Genomic DNA, 17,784 nt, shown 5'->3' with positions numbered 1-17,784 from the left:
TGAATACGACGCACATATGGCGGATACGCCGCAAATTCATTTTTAAAATTAATATTACAGTGCTCGTCATTGGGCTGAAGTATCTCTCCCGCTTTGTCATTTCAAGCTTGACCACGCACATTTGATATATAGATAACAATGCAAAACGTACAAACCACAAAATTAAGTCGTGCCACCTTAATGTTTCCCTTGGCACTGGTTTTATTTGAATTTTCTGTCTATATCGGAAACGACTTAGTCCAACCTGCCATGCTTGCGATTACTCAAGAGTTTGGCGTGAGTAGTTCATGGGCACCGTCGTCGATGTCCTTTTACTTACTGGGTGGTGCGTGTGTCGCTGCGATATTAGGGCCCTTGTCAGATCGATTAGGTCGTAAAAAAGTCCTATTGGGTGGTGTAGCGTTCTTTAGCTTATGCTGTTTAGCGATATTGCTCACACATAATATCGAAAGCTTTTTAACGTTGCGTTTTTTACAAGGTTTTGGTTTATCCGTTATTTCTGCTGTGGGCTATGCTGCCGTTCAGGAAACTTTTGAAGAGCGTGATGCCATCAAAGTCATGGCGATCATGGCCAATATTTCACTACTAGCGCCACTGATCGGACCCGTCCTCGGTGCCTTTATGATTGATCACGTGTCATGGCATTGGGGCTTCATAGGAATCGCATTTCTATCTTTTCTGAGTTGGTTTGGTTTAAAAGCCAAGATGCCGACTCAGCACATCAGCATTCCAAAGCAACCGGTGGGTTATATTATCGATGACTTTAAGCAGGTGTTAAAAAACAAACGCTTTTTGGCACTGACTTTGGGCCTACCGATGGTGGCAATGCCTCTGATGTTATGGATTGCGCTATCTCCGGTGATATTGGTGGAACAGCTAGGACTGAGTAGCATGCAATACGGCATGGCACAGTTTCCCGTTTTGGGCGGTCTGATCCTCGGTAATATTGTTCTGATTAAAATCATCGATAAACTGCCATTAGGTCAGTCGGTGATGATCGGGCTACCTTTGATGTTACTCGGGACGAGCCTCGTGGTTATTGGGACGATGACTGAAAGCTATTTTCTGACATTTCTCATACTTGGCATGAGCTTGGTCAGTTTTGGTGAAGGGATTAGCTTTTCTGTGCTCTATCGTTTTGCCTTAATGTCGTCTGAAATGTCGAAGGGCACAGTAGCTGCAGCAGTATCTGTGATCATGATGCTGACGTTCTTTGCCGTGATCGAAATCGTGCGCGTGCTATATGAAAACTTTGGACTTTGGGCATATAGTTTGGCGGGTTTTACCCTCATTATCTTGTGGTTCAGCCTACCACGCTTGGTGGTGCGAGATATTATGCGACAACGTAAATTGACGGGTAAATTTTAAATTCGAGTTCATGCCATCATAGAAAAAGCCCGATGCTGAGTAGAACAACATTGGGCTTTTTTACTTGTTGTAGAAATTCTTAATTTGAAGTTGCAGGTTGTTCTGCATTTTTTAATTTACGATCGAAAATAAATGGACCAAAAGGCAAAATCGATGCAATCAAGCCCATTAGAAATATGCTGAGCGACCATTTTTGCTTTTCACAGACCACAAATAGCACCACTAAGAAAGCGATGAATAGAACACCATGTCCCATCCCGACATATTTCACTAATATCGGGTTGCCCATTAGGTATTTCATTGGCATCGCAATAAACAACAATAACAGGAACGAAATGCCTTCCAGCAGGCCTACAAAACGTAAGGTCTTGATATTCATGTGCAGTCTAAATTCAAAGTGATTTAAGTCTTGAGTGTACCTGAAAGCATAGCAGGAACGAAGCGTTCCTGTTGAAATAATTGATCCACATATTGAATCTAAGTAAATGTTTTTAAAGTTAATTCTGAGTAATCTACTCGGATTAATGATCTAGACTGGCAAGCGCTTCATCAACCGAACCTTGATCAAATTCATAATTACAGCCGAGTAAAATCATTGGGCTTTTTCCGGTCATTTCAGACAAGCTCAATTTGTGATTCACAGCATGAAGTTCATCGGTTTCTGCTTCAGTCCGCAATATTTTTTCACCACGGAAAAATGGCAAACCAGCAAACATAGAATGCTGTTCAATACCATATTTTTGCGCAAGTTTTTTCACATCGGCTTGGCGATAGATCGCGAATACTGCATTGGAAGACAGGCCAATTTCTTGTGTCGGCATGCCAAAAAATTCAACAGCTTGCGTATTTTTATAGATATAAATAAACGGTTGATGTGGGTCGTCAAGACGTTTCCAACCTAATTTTGGTAAATCTTCTTCGTAGTTAGAAAGTGCCTGATGGTAATGATCATAGTCAGACTGACATTCTAAAACTGGTTTTAACTCACTTTCGATCGGTGCAGCCACTGCATTTGTGACGACAAAAGCAGTAGAAGCTAAAGCCACAGAAATGCATGCGTTTTTAAAATTAAAGTTTAAAAAGGACATCATTATTTTCTCTATTCGGCCTATTAAAATTACGGGTCTATCCATTACAACATTCTATTTAATTTCAGCACGAATTAATTGTGTTCTGAGTTGAATTAACTCAGGCAAGGTTTCAAGTAATAAACTGATTTGTTTGAGCACCAGTTGCAGGTGATTAGACAATATTTCTTCAGCATTGAGTGTTTGAATTTCGAAAAGTTTTTGCTGAATACGCGCTGTATCTAAGGGCTTTTTTTGCAGCAGAACGTCATCCAAAGTCTGTTGGCACCACTGTAGTAGGTCTAGCACTTGGGCATCTTGTACTTGTTCACGATGGCTGCCTAAGGCTGAAATATAACTGAGCTGACTATGGCTATAAACCAAATAGCGAAAGGCGTGTTGTATTAGGTTCTGGTCAGGATCAGGTTCCGTACTTAAACTGGAAATCATGCTAGATAATTCAGTCTGGGCATTATGCGCTGAACGACGTGCACGTCGATAAGCAATGCTGTTGGTTTTACCTTGTAAATATTGCTCGACCACGGCATCAAAATAATTCAGCGTCGCGCATGAGCTTTTTTCAATGGTTTTGGAAATATTACGGAAATCCCAATCTGGCCAAATTGTATTTACGGCAACCCATGCAATTAAACAACCAATGAGGGTATCCATAATGCGCGGTAAGATCACAGCATACCCTGCGCCTTTTAAATTGAAAATCAACAAAACCATCAGCGTTGCCATTAAGGTTGCCATGGCATATTTCTTTGCACTTAAGTAGAAAAAGCACACCCCAAAAATAATGGTGAGAAATAATTGTCCTTCTACACTGGGCACAAAGTATAAAACAGGAATGCCAAGTAACACGCCTAATAAGGTGCCTAAGGTACGCATTTTGAGACGGCTTTTGGTCGCGAAATAACGCATTTGGCAGACGAATAAACTGGTTAATAAAATCCAGTAACCGTTCTTAGCAAAGGGCAATAATGAAATGCCATAACCGACGGTAAAAACGATAGCGATGCGTACTGCATGACGAAACAGCGCAGACTCAGGACTGAGATGTTGTTTAAGTTTGAGCCATAAATCATGCCAGCCATGAATATCATCATCGAGTAAATTGAGGTTATCGACATGTTGTTGATAATGTAGCTGTTGCTGACTGTCTAAATCATTTAAATGGTTAAAACGTTCTTGAACGCTGTCTAAATTACTTAAGATCAGTTGCAGGTTTTTAACTTCAATATTTTGTGGATTGGTTTCAACCCATTCTTGCATAGATGTATGTAAATTATTAAGTGCTTCAGCTGCAATAGGATTTGGAAGGAATACTTCGCGCTGCAGAATACAACGTGCCAATTGCTGACAAGCTTGAGCTTGCAGACGAATATTTTTTTGAAAGCGAAAAATTAAATCGGTACGGCTAAAATTTTGCTGAATATGTTCATAGTGTAAATAATTTGCACTCGCCTGTTCGTGAATATCTTGTGCCAAGAAATATAAATTGAGCCAGTAAATCGTATTTTTATTGGCACGAGATGCCTTTAAGCGGGTTAAAAGCGAAGCTTTGGTGGTGTTAAAGATTTGCACAACCTCACTATTTTTGAGCGATAACTCATATAAGAGCGTTTCGACATTATTGGTATTGTCAGGGTCGAATAAGCGGGCTTTGGCATTGAGCACATCGGCTATTTGTAAAAAGCAACGTGATAAATTGTCTTGAACAGGTAGGCTGGGCTTAATTAAATAAAATACAATGGCCGTGAGTCCATACCATAACACCCCTAAAACAAAGCATAAGGGTTGAAAATACCAATCTTGATATTCCCCTAAACCGAACATGGTATAGATAGAGAGCAAGATTGTACCGAAGGAAATGACGGCATAACGTTGTCCCAATGCACCAAGTAAAATAAAGCCTGCACTGGATAGCGATAGGTAGAGAATAAATAAAAATTTATAGGGATAAAGAAAATCTAAAATACTGCTGACGCTAAAAAATAAGATACAGACGTAGCCGAGGTTACGTAGTCGAATACTGAGTCGGTCATCAAAATCGGTCAGGGCTGTGGCAATCGCACCTAAAGTCACAGGTACAATCAACTGATGCAAACCTAAAAAATACAAACCTAAAGTCGTGCCTGAAAGAACGATGCAGATTTGTAGGCAATACATTACGATTGCACTGGATTGAAATTGCTGAAACCACGAAAGACGACTGCTCACGGTTGAGGAATTGCTCATCATTATTTTTGGTTTTAGCCTGAGCTTTTTTGTATGAACTGTCAATTTTTATTCAATGTAGATTAGCAATAAAAAAGCGGACTTAAAGTCCGCTTTTCATCGCTTTTTTTGAGCAAAATTATTTGATTACACCGCAGGCAATACGGTCACCACCACCGCCTAATGGTTTTGGATGATCTGAGTAATTATCACCGCCGGCATGCACCATAATGGCTAAACCTTGCACATCAGCCAGTTTTAAACGTGGGGCAATCAGAGACACTTTTGCTGTACCATTGGTTTCGACTTGAAGGATCGGTAAGTCACCTAAGTGACCTGTAATCGGTGTACCGTGGTTAGGCGCAGATTTCGGGTTGAAATGGCCACCTGCAGCAAGTGCAGCACCCATTTTCCCATCTTTCTCTGCCGGTGCGCATGAGCCTTTTTCATGGATGTGGAAACCATGTGGGCCTGGAGGTAATTGGGTTAAATTAGTTTGAATAACCAAGCCCGCAGGACTGTCGAGTAATTGAATTTGCCCAATATTTTGTCCAATGCCTTGTGCACTCACTGCATTTACAGTCACTGATTTTGCATTGAGGCTGGTTGCGGGTGTGGTGCTCGCACAACCAGTAAACATAGCCGCTGAAAGTGCTGCTAAAGCACCGAATCGAGTAAAAGATGCCATATGATCATCCTGTCTGTTCTTGTTGGTTAAAACCATTGAAGCAGAAGCGCAAACAGGATGACAGTTGATTTAAGTATTTGATTGTAATATTTGTTTAATCTTTATACTGAACTTTATTTGTCGTTCCTGTCATCTAATGGCTCTAAATCATGTGCCAGTGTGGCTTTCGGCATCATCACCGGTTCAATTTTGGTTTCATGTAACCATTCACGCCAAATCGCCAATAAAACAGCCAAAATGACTGGGCCTATAAATAAGCCAACCAATCCGAAGCTCGCAATACCGCCCAATACACCGAACATAATCAGTAAGAACGGGATTTGAGTTGCACCAGAGATAACTAATGGACGAATCACATTATCAGCAGTACTGACAATACAGACACCCCATGCCATCACACCAATGGCTTCAATGGTTTGACCTTGTGAGAACAACCACAATGACACAGCCGTATACGAAATTGGAGGGCCAAAGGGGATAAGCGCCAACATAAATGTGATGATGGTCAAGAGCATTGGATTCGGTACGCCTGCTACAAAATAGCTAAGGCCAGCAAGAAATGCTTGGGCAATGGCGGTGAGACCAATACCATATACCACCGCGCGGGTTGTATCTGAAATGGTAGAAAGATAATGATGAATTCGAGGGCCGATCACCATTTCAAGCGCTTTACTGACCTGACTTAAAATGGTTTGGCCATCACGATAGAAGAAAAACAAAGACATGACCGCAAAACAAAGTTTAAAAATATTTTTGCTGACTTCGCTAAATAAAACCTTACCGTAATTAAGATGACCTTGAATCCAAATCTGTACTGATTGAATGATGCTGTTTGGATCATCATTTAGTTCACGTAACGTGCGACTGACTTCTTTGCCAATAAAAGGCAATTGGCGTACGAAATCTGGCACATTGAAATGGCCTGAAAAAACCTGTTTCTGTAGTTCAAAATACAAATTACGACCTTCATGTTGCAGCAGAAAGATCGCAAAAATAACTGGCAAGCCGACCACCAACATGAACAGTAAAAGCATTAAGGTTGCACTGAGGGTTGCACGTTCACCACAGAATCGGTGTACCGACTGATATAAAGGCCAAGTCATATAGGCAATGATGGCTGCCCACACCACAGGCACAATAAAGTATTTGAGTACGCTAAAGCTCAAAAAAATCAGGATAAAAAATAATCCAAACAACAAGACTTTTTGTAATGTAGGTGCGAACGTTGGCAAAGAATTCTCTGATTTTCTAATCACGGTTAGTCCAATCTTAACTGAAAAAAAAGCTCCCGAAAACGAGAGCTTGTTAAGTTATGGTGAATATCTTTCAGGCAATTTTGGCTTGAAGTTGACAATGAAATATAAAATTAATGAAATCTGTGGTTAAAACCACTCTGTTTCGTCTTCAATAATGGCATTAAGTACAGGTTGCCATTGCTGTTGCATGCCTAAATACACTTTTTGGGTTTTATCAAAAACAGTTAAACCTTGCATGGCCAATTGACCATATGCGGTACGCTCAGAAATCCAAGCAACGGGCTGTTGTTCAATCTTATTGAAAAAATCTTGAATTTCTTTCGAGTTTGCAGAATTTGGTTTAACCCGATTGGCCAATAATAAAATTTGGACTTTGCCTTTACGAATGCGTTTAATGTCTTGTAAATGCTTTAAGAAACGACGCGTTGAGTCAATATCAAAAAAAGAAGGCTGCAATGGGGTGATAATCGCATGTGCTTCATTGACCAATTGGTCGGCATGTTCACCGGACAAAGCACCCGGTGCATCAATAATTAAATATTCAATGCCTTTGGGTACTTCACCAATAGATTTTTCATGACGCCAGTCAAGACTTTGAATCGGCGCTGCGGACTCGGGTCTTTGCTTTAACCACTGCCGTGCAGATTTTTGGTTGTCGGCATCGGCCAGCGCAACTTTATAGCCTTTTTGTGCAAGGGCTGAAGCTAAACTGATAGCGGTAATGGTTTTTCCGCATCCACCTTTTTGATTAGCAATTAAGATCGTTTTCATTGGCCTAAATAGATTTTATTCTGCTCAGCTCTAGCATATCATTCTTTAATGCGAGGAATATGACAACACACTAAAGTCTCAAATTTTTCATCTCATTATGTAATTTTCGATTTAAAAAAATCAGGATCAATCAATGTCTGTCTGGATGGCCATGTTAATTGGCGCATGTATTGGGGTTGTGATAACCACCATTATTTTAAGTAGCAGTCGCAATGGACGGATTAAAGCGGAATATGAACAATATATTGCAGAGCTTGAATTAGAGCATCAACAAGCTTTAGCTCATGCACAGAAGCGCAGTGTGAATACCAGTCGTGCTGTCTTGAAAGGTAGAATGGCGGAGCAACTTGCTCCGATTCTGCCTGAGTTCCAATATTTACCGAGTGATGCCAAGTTTTTAGGTGATCCAATCGATTATGTGGTGTTTGATGGTTATACCGACTTCCGCGATGGTGACGGTACAGCTGAAGATATTGAAGTGGTCTTGATTGATATAAAGAGTGGTGGGGCGCGATTAACCAAAGGCCAGCAAGCCATTGCTCAAGCGATTGAGGAAGGGCGCATTCGTTTTGAAACCATTCGCATTGATTTTGATGATGTGTAAATTATTTTAATGTACAGCACGGGTTTGGGATTAATTTTTAGTTTGGAATAAATGGAATTAAATCAATGGAAAAACTATTCGCAGCCGCCGCGTTATTTGGTCTATTGCTTTGGGTCTGGGCGGAGTTTTTTCGTGCGATTCCAAATTTTGAACAAGTTGGGGTGCTGAAAAATTTTCAGCTCACGACCAAAGAGGAGATTCAAGGGCGATTCACTGTTTTAGATAAAAGATACTACAGTGCAGGTCACCGCTTGTTACATCCAGCAGCACCAACCGTAGTTGGTGGTTTTCAAGACCTCGCTTATGTCAGCAATATTGACCTACTACTGAGCCAAAATCAGCAAAGTTATCAAACCTTAAAATAACAATTCGAATGGACACAGGACTCGCGCTGTTTTGAGCTAAAGGCTAAATCAAGCACATCGGCGCCTTTAGCACAAACATCTGAGCAATTATTCAATATGAGTGTGATTGCCAGTACAGAAGTCGTGGCAAATCAAATTCGACGACTAAAAGCAGGGCAGCAAGTTCAACTTCTAGCTGAATGGGTGGATGTGCATTCTATTAAAACTGGCCGAGCATTTAACATTGCTGCCGCTCGTCATGGACAGCATTGTCGTATTTATAAAATTAATGCCATTCGAATATTGTGATTTGCTCAAGCTCATTTAGAGTTTGCGTGCCCGAGCTAAGAGCATACGGCTTCCTATTTTGGGAATTCCCGCAGCATCAAAATATTGGCATTCATACAGTTCAAATTGTGCATTTTTGAGTAGCTTTTCAATATTACGATTGAGGTTGCAACCATCCGCGACTTTTTTCTGAATTGGGTTGAGTACATTTTGTAGGTGCTTAATTTTTGTATTTTCATTATGTTGTACATGCTCAACCAAATGAAACGTCCCTGTTGGTTTCAACACCCGATAAACTTCATCGAGTGCCTGCTCAATTTCAGCAACGCTACACAATGTCCAAGTACTGATAATATGATCCAGACTATTGTCCGCAAAAGGCAATTTTTCTGCACCAGCTTGTACATGTTGCACATCAAAGGGAGTGCTGTGTACCCGTTCAGCAGCCAAATGGTAGATATCGATATTGGGTTCAAGTGCATATAAGGTATCTACATTTTGATAAAACGGCAGGTTTAAACCTGTGCCAAAACCAATCTCTAAGGCTTCACCTGAAACCGCAAGCAGAAGTTCACGACGCTTATCCATCAAGCTGGCCGTTTGCATCACCTGATTTAACAGATGCGGAAAGATATATTGTTGATAAAATTTATAAATCATTTGATGGCTTTTTTATTCCAATTTCTTAAAGTGTAAATGAACTCACTATGCGAAGGAAATTGCAGCAATGACTGAAGCCCTGCATTTTGTTACCAAGTTCATAAGGTTTATTCCAAATCTGTGCGTAATATAGAGTTACAACTGTTTATTCATGTGCAGCGCATATTTTTAAGACTATTTTCATGTGGATGAATTAGTTTGAAAATTCAATCGGTATCTACAGTTGTAAATGTACAAAGTGTGGAAATTTTTAAGAGGATAGCTCGATGATCAAACGAATACTTTTAAGCACTGTTATGGCAGGCGTATTGTTGAATGTCGGTGTGCAAGCCTCTACAGAATATAATATTGCCAAAGGCTTAGCACCTGTGGCCAAAGGTCAGTCAATTTCGACTTTGAAAGACTTTCAGGGTGATTTTAGAATTTTAGGTTCAAAAACCTATCAAACTGACGAGCAAGCAAAATTTTCACCGATTGATTATGCCGTGAGTTGGGGCTTATTTGCTGAACCTGAAATTGCTCGAACTATATCTGTTAATCAATATGATCGCTTTCTGAATTGGAAAATGGCCAAAGTGCCAGTTCCTCAAAAGCAAGCGATGATGATGGTATCCAATATGCACATCATTCCTGCCAATCCTAAAATTGCCAAACAGATTACCCAAGTCAAACGCGGTGACTTAGTGCGCTTGCAAGGGGATTTGGTTGAAGTCAAAGACAAAGATCTAGTTTGGACATCTTCACTTACACCGACGGATACAGGTGATGGTGCATGTGAAGTCTTTCGTGTCAGCTCAATCCAGTGGATTGAGAAAGTAAAAGGTTAATGAAAAACAGGGTTAAATACTGGATTGAAGATGCAGAATAAAATGACACAACAGATATTTAAAAAAGTTTTTATTGGCGTGAGTTTGGTCAGTGCGTTGCTGCTAGGTGGGTGTACCAGTATGAGCTCTACAGTTGATGGTAAAACGCATGTTTTTACGGAAAAACAAAGTTGCCCAGCTCTACTGGAGATGGATCGTGGTCAAACCTTGGAAGTGGTGTTAAATGAAAACCCTTCAACAGGTTATGTCTGGTCCATAGTGGAACAACCGAAGTTGTTTAAAGTAGAAGAAACCTATCAATCTGATCAACATCGTGCAGATAAAGATGCTGTACCAATGGTGGGTGTGGGTGGTCAGAAAATTTATCGTTTTACTGCAACTACAGCCGGTGAAGAACAATTGCATTTAAAGCATGTACGTTCTTGGGAAAAAACTTCGGTGAGCGAATGGACTTGCCGAGTTCGAGTTTCTTAATTTTTTAGCGCTTATAAATGTTCAATAGTTTAAAAAGCCAGTCTCAAGACTGGCTTTCTGACTTATGCTCAAATATCTCGAGATCAAGTCATCTTTTCAATTTGATTTTATTTTGCAGCTAAAGCTTGCCCATCAAATTGAATACCTTCCCAACCATTTTGCATAAATTGGCGAATATTTTGGTGATCAGTCGCTTCTGGTGTCGCAAGTACTGCTGCATAATGTTCAGCAAATAGACTTAATGTTTCAACTTGGTTTAAACCATTTAATTGCGCAAAAGAAAATACTTTGGCACTACCTTGGTTTTCAGTTGCTGCATTGGCTTGTTTACCATTGGTAAATGCCGTTGGGGTGTGGTTATAACGTGCTTCAATAAATGCGATTACATCTGAAAATTGAGCAGTCCCTGCTTCTAGTTGAGCCAATAATTCCTGAGCCATAATATCCTCAAATCATAAAAAAATAGTACAAAGCGCGCAGACTATAGCAAGCTTTTAAGCCTTTACAGAACACTATTTACGTAAAATAAATGCGTGTATAGTGGACAATACAATGGGTTGAAACATCATTGCATCAGGTTCATTTCAATTTACAAAGGGAAACTATGAATTGGTTATTGGTAGCACTCGGTGGTGCAATCGGGGCAACTTTGCGTTATGGCACAGGTGTATTGCTGATTAAACCAATAGGCATATTTCCTTGGACGACTTGGTGGGTGAATGTGATTGGCTGCTTCTTGGCCGGTGTATTTTTTGCTGTGAGTCAAAAATATTCTTTTTTACAGTCCGAAGCACGTTTGTTTTTGATGGTGGGTATTTTAGGTGGATTTACCACCTTTTCGAGTTTCGGTTTGGAAACATTTCAATTGCTGCGGCAGGGGCACAGTGCGGTGGCGTTCAGTTATGCCATTTCGAGTCTCGTTATTGGTGTGATTGTTCTGGGACTGGGTTATTATTTATTTCAATCGATTTTAAAATTTGACGCTTAAAACGGGGAAGTTTTAGCGATAACTTGATGCTGCTGATATCTCTAGGCCTAAACGGACACAAAAAAAAGAAGTTCAGGCTGGAGGAGGGGTTCCCTGAACTTCTTTAATGCTTTTACTTTAAAAGCAAAAACTTAACTAAACATGAACAGATTGTTATCGTTTGAAACGTGCAAAACGTTTATTAAAGTTGGCGATACGACCTTCATTGTTCACCTGACGTTGCTCACCAGTATAAAACGGGTGAGATGCACTCGAAATGTCGAGACTGACATAGGGATAAGTTTTACCTTCGTATTCACGCGTTTGATTGGTAGTTAAAGTGCTACCAATAACAAAGTAAGCATTGGCATTGGTGTCATGAAATAAGACTTCACGGTACTCTGGATGGATATTTGGACGCATCTTATTATTCCTTCAATTTAGTGATTAATGGAATGTTATAACATAACAAATATAAATGCAAATATTACCCGAAGCGTGTCGGGCAATATGGTCTTTTAGAGGATCAAGCCATCTTATGTCGTTGGTGGTACAAGCTCGTCAAACAGGTCATTCAGATTGTCATTTACTTTTAAATGGATCAGATTCCAATAATGGCCAGACACAGTACGATTCACCATTAAGGTATCCGGTGAAGGTTTAAACACATCCCAATATTTCAAAGACGGTTTAATTAACTCGACGCCATCATGATGGGCAGAGTTTTCAGCAAAATCGTATTGAGTGGTGAGTGGGCGCATAAGCACTTCAAGCCATTGTTCATAGAGTTCTACAGGGAATTTGCCCAGCTCATTGAGTGATTGAAGTGCATCTAAATGTTGTTCCATTAAGGCAATATCATGCTGGCGTGCAGCATTAATTAATTGTTTAAAGTGTGAGACAACGTCAGGCGATAAGGTTTTGACCCCACCGTAGTCATAAACAATGACTGAACCATCTTCACGGAAAGCAAAGTTACCTGGATGTGGATCACAGTGGAAGCGTTTTAAGAAGAAAATCTCTTGTCCAATGGCACGGAATAAACGACGACCGAGCTCATTTCGTGTTTCCTGAGACCACGTACTGGCAGTTTCTATACTTTCACCCATTTCCAAACTTAACGTCAGAATATGCCGTGATGAGTAGTCACTATAGACTTCTGGAATAATAATTTTTGAGTCGAGCGAACTATGGAAAGCACGTGCAACGTCAAGGTTTTGTGCTTCAATTTCGTAGTTAAGTTCGTTGTCTAAACTGTCTTGAATTTCTTGGAATAGTTTTTCTTGGAGTTTACGATCAATTTTTAAAACGCCCATTAAGCGTAACGCCAAGCGCACCTGTTTTAAATCACTTTCACAGGCTTCTTCTACGCCCGGATATTGAACTTTAACAACGACTTGTTGTCCATTCGGCAAAACAGCTTTATGGACTTGCCCAATTGAGGCAGCAGCAAAAGGTTGCTCATCAAAACTTTTGAAAATTTGCGCCAGTGGTTTGCCTAGCTCTTTTTCTACTTGTGCCTTAATTTCGGCAAAAGGCATCGCAGGTGCTTGGCGCTGTAATTTACTGATAGCCTTTGCAACTTCAGGTGGAAAAATGTCCTTGTACTGCGAGGCAATTTGTCCAACTTTCATCACCGCACCTTTCATTTCACCGAGGGTATCGGCAATTTGCAGTCCGATGTCCTGAAAGAGTTTACTGCGTGACGCATTTTTCTGTTCTTCATCGGCCGTGATATTGCGGATGGAATTGGAAACGGTTTTAGTAGCAATGCTTGCCGTCATGCTGGCAAGTTTCATAAAGCGACGACCCGGTGTGCTAGCCGTTTTTGCCATGTGATGTTCCTCAAGATCATCATTTATTATCTAATACCGATCATAGGCGACAAAACACAAACTGCCTACTTTAAATTGTTAAGACTTTATTTCTGTTCATAAAATGATGGGCAATAATGTAAATAATGAAATTCTTTCAGGCAAATTTAAGCTATCGCTTGAATGGTTTAAAATGTCATATCGTTTAGTAAATATTGGTTTAAAGGATCAAAGTGATGAAAGTGTATCGTTATTTAACGGGGAAAGATGACGTGAACTTCTGTGCTCGCGTAACCAAAGCATTAAATGAAGGTTATGAATTATATGGCGCACCGACCATGAGCTTTAATGGTCGCGATATTATTGTTGGGCAGGCAATTGTGAAAGACGTAGAAGATGAAAGCAAAGTGCCACAAGGTTTAAAGAATGCTTTGGAGTTGCTTAATTAACTGACTTTGGCTGCTCTATATTTTCGTCTTTTTCAAGTTCTAGATGTGGAGTGAGATATTTACTACATTGGTTATGGTGCAGATTTGCATTTAATTTGATGAGGTTTTGCGTCACGATAAAATCTTGATCGTCTTCAGAAGCGAATTTTTTATTGGCCATGATGAAATCTTGATAGGTATAGGCCATGCCAGATTGCTGACAACTCAACTTTAAGCGTGCGGTATATGAGTCAGCTTGTTGCTCATGATAAAAGCGAAAAGCTGTCCAAAGTGATTGATTAATATAGTCAAATTCTGGCTGAGTTTGGACGTTAATCGGTGCTTGATACAGTGGGAAATGGTTGGGATCTATTGTTTCTTCTGCGTGTGTGGTCAGGCTTAAAATGAGCAGTGGAAGGTACAAGGCTGGTCGAAAGATTTTTAACATATTTGATCCTATTTATCCTCATAGTTGCTTAAGTGGTTATTTAAAGTATTTGTTTGTTATGCATCAAATAAGTGATTTACCTGTTTCAGTTAGGTGTTAATGTGCTCAAATCTGAAACAGGCAGAATAAAACTGACTTATTTGTTTATTAAACATTCATGGCAAGACGTTTATTCATCATCAATAAACGTGTAACCAGTAACACACATGCGACAGTTAAACCGACAATTAAGCCGATCCATACACCCGCGGCACCGGTATCTGTATAGCGAGCAAGATAGATGCCCACAGGGAAAGCAATAATCCAGTACGCAATCATGGTAATCCACATTGGGCCTTTGGTGTCTTGCATACCACGTAAGCAACCGGCTGCACTCACTTGCCATGCATCCATCAATTGATAGGCAATGGCAAACAATACAAGGTATACCGCAAGCTGTGCGACATCATAGTCATTGCTATACAGCGAAACAATTTCATTACGTAATAGCCACAGCAATAGCATAGTGATGAGGGCGAATAGCGTGCCAGTCAGCATGCCAACTTTTTGCACTTTACGCATGCTGAGCCAGTTTTTCTCACCATAATAAGTGCCCACGCGAATCGTGAGTGCGATTGCTAAAGACATTGGAATCATGAAGAGCTGTGAGGTGATTGAAATCGCAATTTGGTGTGCGGCAATGGTGACTTCACCTAGAGGGCTAAGCACAATGGCTGCGGTACTAAAAATACTCACTTCAAAAAAGATGGCTAAACCAATCGGCAAACCAAGTTTTAAAATGCGTTTAATCCACTCACCATTCATTTTTTCAAAAGCAGCAAATGGCTGTGTCTTTTGATAAGCAGAACCTTTAAAAATATACAGTGCTAAAGCAAAGAACATCAGCCATTGTAAAATCGCTGTTGCAAAACCACAGCCTGCTGAACCTAACTCAGGAACAGGTCCTAAACCGTACATGAAAATAAAGTTCAGCGGAATAAGAACCAAAAGAGCAACCAAACTCAGTACAGTTACGGGACGTGGATGCCCAAGTGCTTCGGAATAACCTCTTAGCGCTGCATACATGGTGACAGCAGGCATGCCTAAACTAATCGCATGTAGAAATAAACTGGCTTTGGGAAGCAAGGCCTCAGGTACACCAAGTACAGGAAGTAAAAGCGGCATTGCCTGTAAAACCAGTGCAGCGATAATGCCAAGAAACAACGCAACCCACAAAGACTGACGGGCAATAGTGGCAATTTTTTCAGGTGTGCGCGCACCATTTGCTTCAGCGACCAATGGCGTTGTCGCAATCATGATGCCACTAAACAGTAACATGACCGGTATCCACAAACCCACACCAATGGCAATTGCTGCAAGGTCGTTAGCAGAAAGATGTCCTGCCATAATGGTATCGATCAGACCAAATCCCGCTTGCGCAAATTGCGTAATTAAAATCGGGATCATCAAGTGGAACAGTTGTTTTAATTCATACTTGCTGCTGGTCGCAGCCGTGACAGTAGACACAGAACGTACTCATTTCTTGTGAGGTGCTTAGGAATGAGGTCTTAGCGTTGGAAAGTGAGAAGCACACCAATAAAAATCACCACGCCACCCAATAAGCGTTGCCAGTTAATCGCTGTTTTTTCAGTACCGAGTAAACCATATTGGTCGACAATCATGGACATAATGATTTGCCCAAAAATAATTAAGCCTGACAAGGTCAAGAAACCTAACTTCGGTGCAGTGTAAATACTGATACTAATGGCATAAACACCTAAACATCCACCCAGCCATAAATACCAAGGAATTTGCCCTAGCGTTGCGAGGTCTGGTTTATCTGCCGATTGAAAAAACACCAAACAGGCGAGCACTATTGTACCAACCAAAAAAGAAAAAAGGGCGGCTTGTAAGGGTGAATATAAATATTCACGTAATTGACTGTTAATCGCTGTCTGAAAGGTCATGGCGATGCCAACACCCATGGCAAGCGGCATTAAATACAATAAATGGCTGCTCAATTTCATTTTCTAATCATCTAATTCTTCTTTAATTTTATTAGTCTACTGTATTGCTTATGAGTTTTCATAAGCGCTGTGATGCAGTCATGTTAAAATGCGCTTACTTCTTTTGTTCCTTTTGAGCATTTTCCTTGGCTGAATTAAATCCTGCACTTGTTCCGTTATCTTTATACATTCACATGCCGTGGTGTGTGCGCAAATGTCCATATTGTGACTTTAACTCGCATGCTGTACCGAATGGGGTGTTGTCACTTGATTTAGAGCAGGAATATTTACAGGCATTGGTGGCTGACTTTAAAACTCAAGTTGAATTTGCGCAGGGTCGTCGCATTCATAGTGTGTTTATTGGTGGGGGCACACCGTCGCTAATTTCAGCCAAAGGCTATCAATGGTTGTTTGATCAATTGCGCGCTTTAGTACCTTTTGAAGCAGGTTGCGAAATTACCTTAGAAGCCAATCCTGGCACTGTCGAGCATGATCCTTTTGCAGGCTATTTGGATGCTGGAATAAATCGACTATCGATTGGGGTGCAAAGCTTTAATACTGTGCATCTGCAAAAACTGGGGCGGATTCATTCCAATGATGATGCCATTTTGGCAATTCGTCATGCAAAAGAAGCGGGTTTTGAGCGTGTCAATGTTGATTTGATGCATGGTCTGCCAGAACAGACTTTGGAACAAGCTTTATTAGATTTAAAACTGGCTGTTGAAAATGGGGCGACTCATGTGTCGTGGTATCAATTGACCATTGAACCGAATACGGTTTTCTTTCGGACTCAGCCAATTTTACCCTTAGATGATGTACTTGAAGATATTCAGGAGCAAGGTGAAGCGTATTTAATTGAACAAGGCTTTGTAAACTATGAAGTCTCGGCTTGGCGTAAAGAACTGCCGTCTGCGCATAATTTAAATTATTGGCAGTTTGGTGATTATTTAGCGATTGGTGCAGGCGCACATGGCAAAGTAACGATGCCAGATGGCGTCTATCGTTTCCAAAAAACCCGTTTGCCCAAAGATTATTTAGCCAAAGTACCTGCTGAACATCTTCAGTTTAAGCGCATTGAGGCAGGGGACATGCCTTTTGAATTTATGATGAATGCGCTGCGATTAAATCATGGGGTGGAGGCCAAGCTATATAGCGAGCGTACAGGGGAAAGTTTAGAGCCGATTGCCGAGTTATTGAACTCATTGCGTGAACGTAAATTGATGGTCAATGATCCAACACGTTTGTCTTGTACCGAACAAGGACACATCTTTTTAAATTCAGTGTTGGAGGAGTTCCTGTAATGAAAGCTATTGAAAACTTGTTTTAATATTTGAGCGACAAGTAACTTTTCATATTTCGAATGTAATTTGCACAATGTTTAGGAAATTATACAGGTGATAATTGAATTTTCGTGATGTAAAGGAACTTTAGAAAAATGAAATATATTAGGACTTACGCACTATTATTTATAGATTCTCTGTGGTAGCAGATGATTTTTATCGAGAATAAAGTCATCAATGAAGTTTTTGATAACTGGTCTAAATAATTTCTTCTGCCAACGATATACATTTT

22 protein-coding genes and 1 pseudogene are annotated in these 17,784 nt (G+C 40.4%); 9 read left to right on the top strand and 14 right to left on the bottom strand.

What is annotated here, in order from left to right:
* Window positions 1-138 precede the first annotated feature (138 nt).
* Window positions 139-1,368 (top strand): MFS transporter, encoded by a 1,230-nt coding sequence (locus tag FTT84_RS10525; protein ID WP_180058320.1) that lies wholly within the window; start codon window positions 139-141, stop codon window positions 1,366-1,368.
* 79 nt (window positions 1,369-1,447) lie between these two features.
* Here FTT84_RS10525 and FTT84_RS10520 read toward each other — a convergent pair whose 3' ends face one another.
* The 6 genes from FTT84_RS10520 to FTT84_RS10495 all read right to left on the bottom strand — a co-directional run bounded on the left by FTT84_RS10520 (window position 1,448) and on the right by FTT84_RS10495 (window position 7,373).
* Entirely contained in the window at window positions 1,448-1,747 is a 300-nt protein-coding gene (locus FTT84_RS10520; protein WP_067762965.1) for a DUF3817 domain-containing protein, read from the bottom strand.
* 142 nt (window positions 1,748-1,889) lie between these two features.
* Window positions 1,890-2,459, bottom strand: coding sequence for a hypothetical protein (locus tag FTT84_RS10515; protein ID WP_180058321.1), 570 nt, complete (start codon window positions 2,457-2,459; stop codon window positions 1,890-1,892).
* Between the two features lie 51 nt (window positions 2,460-2,510).
* Complete coding sequence (yccS, locus tag FTT84_RS10510) at window positions 2,511-4,679, bottom strand: YccS family putative transporter (protein WP_180058337.1); 2,169 nt, start codon at window positions 4,677-4,679, stop codon at window positions 2,511-2,513.
* Between the two features lie 118 nt (window positions 4,680-4,797).
* On the bottom strand, window positions 4,798-5,346 hold the full coding sequence (gene sodC, locus FTT84_RS10505; RefSeq protein ID WP_180058322.1) for a superoxide dismutase family protein: 549 nt from the start codon (window positions 5,344-5,346) through the stop codon (window positions 4,798-4,800).
* Window positions 5,347-5,459: 113 nt separating this feature from the next.
* Entirely contained in the window at window positions 5,460-6,578 is a 1,119-nt protein-coding gene (locus tag FTT84_RS10500; protein WP_162270476.1) for an AI-2E family transporter, read from the bottom strand.
* 150 nt (window positions 6,579-6,728) lie between these two features.
* Window positions 6,729-7,373, bottom strand: coding sequence for a ParA family protein (locus tag FTT84_RS10495; RefSeq protein ID WP_180058323.1), 645 nt, complete (start codon window positions 7,371-7,373; stop codon window positions 6,729-6,731).
* Window positions 7,374-7,506: 133 nt separating this feature from the next.
* Here FTT84_RS10495 and FTT84_RS10490 point away from each other — a divergent pair, with 133 nt between their 5' ends.
* From FTT84_RS10490 to FTT84_RS10480, 3 genes are all read left to right on the top strand, one after another.
* Window positions 7,507-7,977: a Holliday junction resolvase-like protein gene (locus FTT84_RS10490; protein ID WP_180058324.1), complete on the top strand. Its 471-nt coding sequence runs from the start codon at window positions 7,507-7,509 to the stop codon at window positions 7,975-7,977.
* Between the two features lie 65 nt (window positions 7,978-8,042).
* On the top strand, window positions 8,043-8,342 hold the full coding sequence (locus tag FTT84_RS10485; RefSeq protein WP_180058325.1) for a hypothetical protein: 300 nt from the start codon (window positions 8,043-8,045) through the stop codon (window positions 8,340-8,342).
* Window positions 8,343-8,438: 96 nt separating this feature from the next.
* Window positions 8,439-8,630, top strand: a complete 192-nt coding sequence (locus FTT84_RS10480) for a hypothetical protein (RefSeq protein ID WP_180058326.1) — start codon at window positions 8,439-8,441, stop codon at window positions 8,628-8,630.
* A 15-nt stretch (window positions 8,631-8,645) separates the two neighbouring features.
* Here FTT84_RS10480 and FTT84_RS10475 read toward each other — a convergent pair whose 3' ends face one another.
* The gene (locus FTT84_RS10475; protein WP_180058327.1) at window positions 8,646-9,269 is read right to left on the bottom strand and encodes a class I SAM-dependent methyltransferase; all 624 of its coding nucleotides are present in this window, start codon (window positions 9,267-9,269) and stop codon (window positions 8,646-8,648) included.
* 296 nt (window positions 9,270-9,565) lie between these two features.
* Here FTT84_RS10475 and FTT84_RS10470 point away from each other — a divergent pair, with 296 nt between their 5' ends.
* Window positions 9,566-10,096: a hypothetical protein gene (locus FTT84_RS10470; RefSeq protein WP_373685013.1), complete on the top strand. Its 531-nt coding sequence runs from the start codon at window positions 9,566-9,568 to the stop codon at window positions 10,094-10,096.
* A gap of 42 nt (window positions 10,097-10,138) precedes the next feature.
* Window positions 10,139-10,570 carry a protease inhibitor I42 family protein gene (locus FTT84_RS10465; RefSeq protein WP_180058328.1) on the top strand — a complete coding sequence of 144 codons (432 nt, stop codon included), beginning with the start codon at window positions 10,139-10,141 and terminating at the stop codon, window positions 10,568-10,570.
* Window positions 10,571-10,677: 107 nt separating this feature from the next.
* Here FTT84_RS10465 and FTT84_RS10460 read toward each other — a convergent pair whose 3' ends face one another.
* Window positions 10,678-11,010 carry a HopJ type III effector protein gene (locus FTT84_RS10460; protein WP_180058329.1) on the bottom strand — a complete coding sequence of 111 codons (333 nt, stop codon included), beginning with the start codon at window positions 11,008-11,010 and terminating at the stop codon, window positions 10,678-10,680.
* Between the two features lie 164 nt (window positions 11,011-11,174).
* On the opposite strand from FTT84_RS10460, the gene crcB reads away from it, so the two are divergent.
* On the top strand, window positions 11,175-11,558 hold the full coding sequence (gene crcB / locus FTT84_RS10455; RefSeq protein WP_067762956.1) for a fluoride efflux transporter CrcB: 384 nt from the start codon (window positions 11,175-11,177) through the stop codon (window positions 11,556-11,558).
* A 153-nt stretch (window positions 11,559-11,711) separates the two neighbouring features.
* Here crcB and FTT84_RS10450 read toward each other — a convergent pair whose 3' ends face one another.
* Both FTT84_RS10450 and FTT84_RS10445 read right to left on the bottom strand, forming a co-directional pair.
* A complete protein-coding gene (locus FTT84_RS10450) occupies window positions 11,712-11,960 on the bottom strand; it encodes a type B 50S ribosomal protein L31 (RefSeq protein ID WP_180058330.1) in 249 nt (82 codons plus the stop codon).
* A 113-nt stretch (window positions 11,961-12,073) separates the two neighbouring features.
* Window positions 12,074-13,372 carry an AarF/ABC1/UbiB kinase family protein gene (locus tag FTT84_RS10445; protein WP_180058331.1) on the bottom strand — a complete coding sequence of 433 codons (1,299 nt, stop codon included), beginning with the start codon at window positions 13,370-13,372 and terminating at the stop codon, window positions 12,074-12,076.
* A gap of 215 nt (window positions 13,373-13,587) precedes the next feature.
* Here FTT84_RS10445 and FTT84_RS10440 point away from each other — a divergent pair, with 215 nt between their 5' ends.
* Window positions 13,588-13,800, top strand: coding sequence for a DUF1737 domain-containing protein (locus FTT84_RS10440; protein WP_180058332.1), 213 nt, complete (start codon window positions 13,588-13,590; stop codon window positions 13,798-13,800).
* On the opposite strand, the gene FTT84_RS10435 is transcribed toward FTT84_RS10440, so the two are convergent.
* The 3 genes from FTT84_RS10435 to FTT84_RS10425 form a co-directional block, all read right to left on the bottom strand.
* Window positions 13,793-14,227, bottom strand: coding sequence for a hypothetical protein (locus FTT84_RS10435; RefSeq protein ID WP_180058333.1), 435 nt, complete (start codon window positions 14,225-14,227; stop codon window positions 13,793-13,795). The genes FTT84_RS10440 and FTT84_RS10435 overlap by 8 nt on opposite strands.
* A 147-nt stretch (window positions 14,228-14,374) precedes the next feature.
* Entirely contained in the window at window positions 14,375-15,673 is a 1,299-nt protein-coding gene (locus FTT84_RS10430) for an MATE family efflux transporter (RefSeq protein WP_180058338.1), read from the bottom strand.
* A gap of 101 nt (window positions 15,674-15,774) precedes the next feature.
* Window positions 15,775-16,233: a DMT family transporter gene (locus FTT84_RS10425; RefSeq protein WP_067762950.1), complete on the bottom strand. Its 459-nt coding sequence runs from the start codon at window positions 16,231-16,233 to the stop codon at window positions 15,775-15,777.
* Window positions 16,234-16,358: 125 nt separating this feature from the next.
* Here FTT84_RS10425 and hemW point away from each other — a divergent pair, with 125 nt between their 5' ends.
* Window positions 16,359-17,513 (top strand): radical SAM family heme chaperone HemW, encoded by a 1,155-nt coding sequence (gene hemW, locus FTT84_RS10420; RefSeq protein WP_180058334.1) that lies wholly within the window; start codon window positions 16,359-16,361, stop codon window positions 17,511-17,513.
* A gap of 161 nt (window positions 17,514-17,674) precedes the next feature.
* Here the strand turns inward: hemW and FTT84_RS10415 are convergent.
* Window positions 17,675-17,784 (bottom strand): annotated as a pseudogene (locus FTT84_RS10415) (IS701 family transposase); the annotation flags it as partial.

Source organism: Acinetobacter sp. YH01019, assembly GCF_013420285.1.
Taxonomy (GTDB): Bacteria; Pseudomonadota; Gammaproteobacteria; order Pseudomonadales; family Moraxellaceae; genus Acinetobacter; species Acinetobacter gandensis.
The sequence above is the reverse complement of the archived record's forward strand: the minus strand, read 5'-3'. Positions and strand labels throughout refer to the sequence as shown.

Excerpts from the sequence above, each read along its gene's own strand:
- FTT84_RS10525 (WP_180058320.1), top strand. The coding sequence starts at position 139 with ATGCAAAACGTACAAACCACAAAATTAAGTCGTGCCACCTTAATGTTT.
- FTT84_RS10520 (WP_067762965.1), bottom strand. The coding sequence starts at position 1,747 with ATGAATATCAAGACCTTACGTTTTGTAGGCCTGCTGGAAGGCATTTCG.
- FTT84_RS10515 (WP_180058321.1), bottom strand. The coding sequence starts at position 2,459 with ATGATGTCCTTTTTAAACTTTAATTTTAAAAACGCATGCATTTCTGTG.
- yccS (WP_180058337.1), bottom strand. The coding sequence starts at position 4,679 with ATGAGCAATTCCTCAACCGTGAGCAGTCGTCTTTCGTGGTTTCAGCAA.
- sodC (WP_180058322.1), bottom strand. The coding sequence starts at position 5,346 with ATGGCATCTTTTACTCGATTCGGTGCTTTAGCAGCACTTTCAGCGGCT.
- FTT84_RS10495 (WP_180058323.1), bottom strand. The coding sequence starts at position 7,373 with ATGAAAACGATCTTAATTGCTAATCAAAAAGGTGGATGCGGAAAAACC.
- FTT84_RS10490 (WP_180058324.1), top strand. The coding sequence starts at position 7,507 with ATGTCTGTCTGGATGGCCATGTTAATTGGCGCATGTATTGGGGTTGTG.
- FTT84_RS10485 (WP_180058325.1), top strand. The coding sequence starts at position 8,043 with ATGGAAAAACTATTCGCAGCCGCCGCGTTATTTGGTCTATTGCTTTGG.
- FTT84_RS10480 (WP_180058326.1), top strand. The coding sequence starts at position 8,439 with ATGAGTGTGATTGCCAGTACAGAAGTCGTGGCAAATCAAATTCGACGA.
- FTT84_RS10475 (WP_180058327.1), bottom strand. The coding sequence starts at position 9,269 with ATGATTTATAAATTTTATCAACAATATATCTTTCCGCATCTGTTAAAT.
- FTT84_RS10470 (WP_373685013.1), top strand. The coding sequence starts at position 9,566 with ATGGCAGGCGTATTGTTGAATGTCGGTGTGCAAGCCTCTACAGAATAT.
- FTT84_RS10465 (WP_180058328.1), top strand. The coding sequence starts at position 10,139 with ATGACACAACAGATATTTAAAAAAGTTTTTATTGGCGTGAGTTTGGTC.
- FTT84_RS10460 (WP_180058329.1), bottom strand. The coding sequence starts at position 11,010 with ATGGCTCAGGAATTATTGGCTCAACTAGAAGCAGGGACTGCTCAATTT.
- crcB (WP_067762956.1), top strand. The coding sequence starts at position 11,175 with ATGAATTGGTTATTGGTAGCACTCGGTGGTGCAATCGGGGCAACTTTG.
- FTT84_RS10450 (WP_180058330.1), bottom strand. The coding sequence starts at position 11,960 with ATGCGTCCAAATATCCATCCAGAGTACCGTGAAGTCTTATTTCATGAC.
- FTT84_RS10445 (WP_180058331.1), bottom strand. The coding sequence starts at position 13,372 with ATGGCAAAAACGGCTAGCACACCGGGTCGTCGCTTTATGAAACTTGCC.
- FTT84_RS10440 (WP_180058332.1), top strand. The coding sequence starts at position 13,588 with ATGAAAGTGTATCGTTATTTAACGGGGAAAGATGACGTGAACTTCTGT.
- FTT84_RS10435 (WP_180058333.1), bottom strand. The coding sequence starts at position 14,227 with ATGTTAAAAATCTTTCGACCAGCCTTGTACCTTCCACTGCTCATTTTA.
- FTT84_RS10430 (WP_180058338.1), bottom strand. The coding sequence starts at position 15,673 with ATGATCCCGATTTTAATTACGCAATTTGCGCAAGCGGGATTTGGTCTG.
- FTT84_RS10425 (WP_067762950.1), bottom strand. The coding sequence starts at position 16,233 with ATGAAATTGAGCAGCCATTTATTGTATTTAATGCCGCTTGCCATGGGT.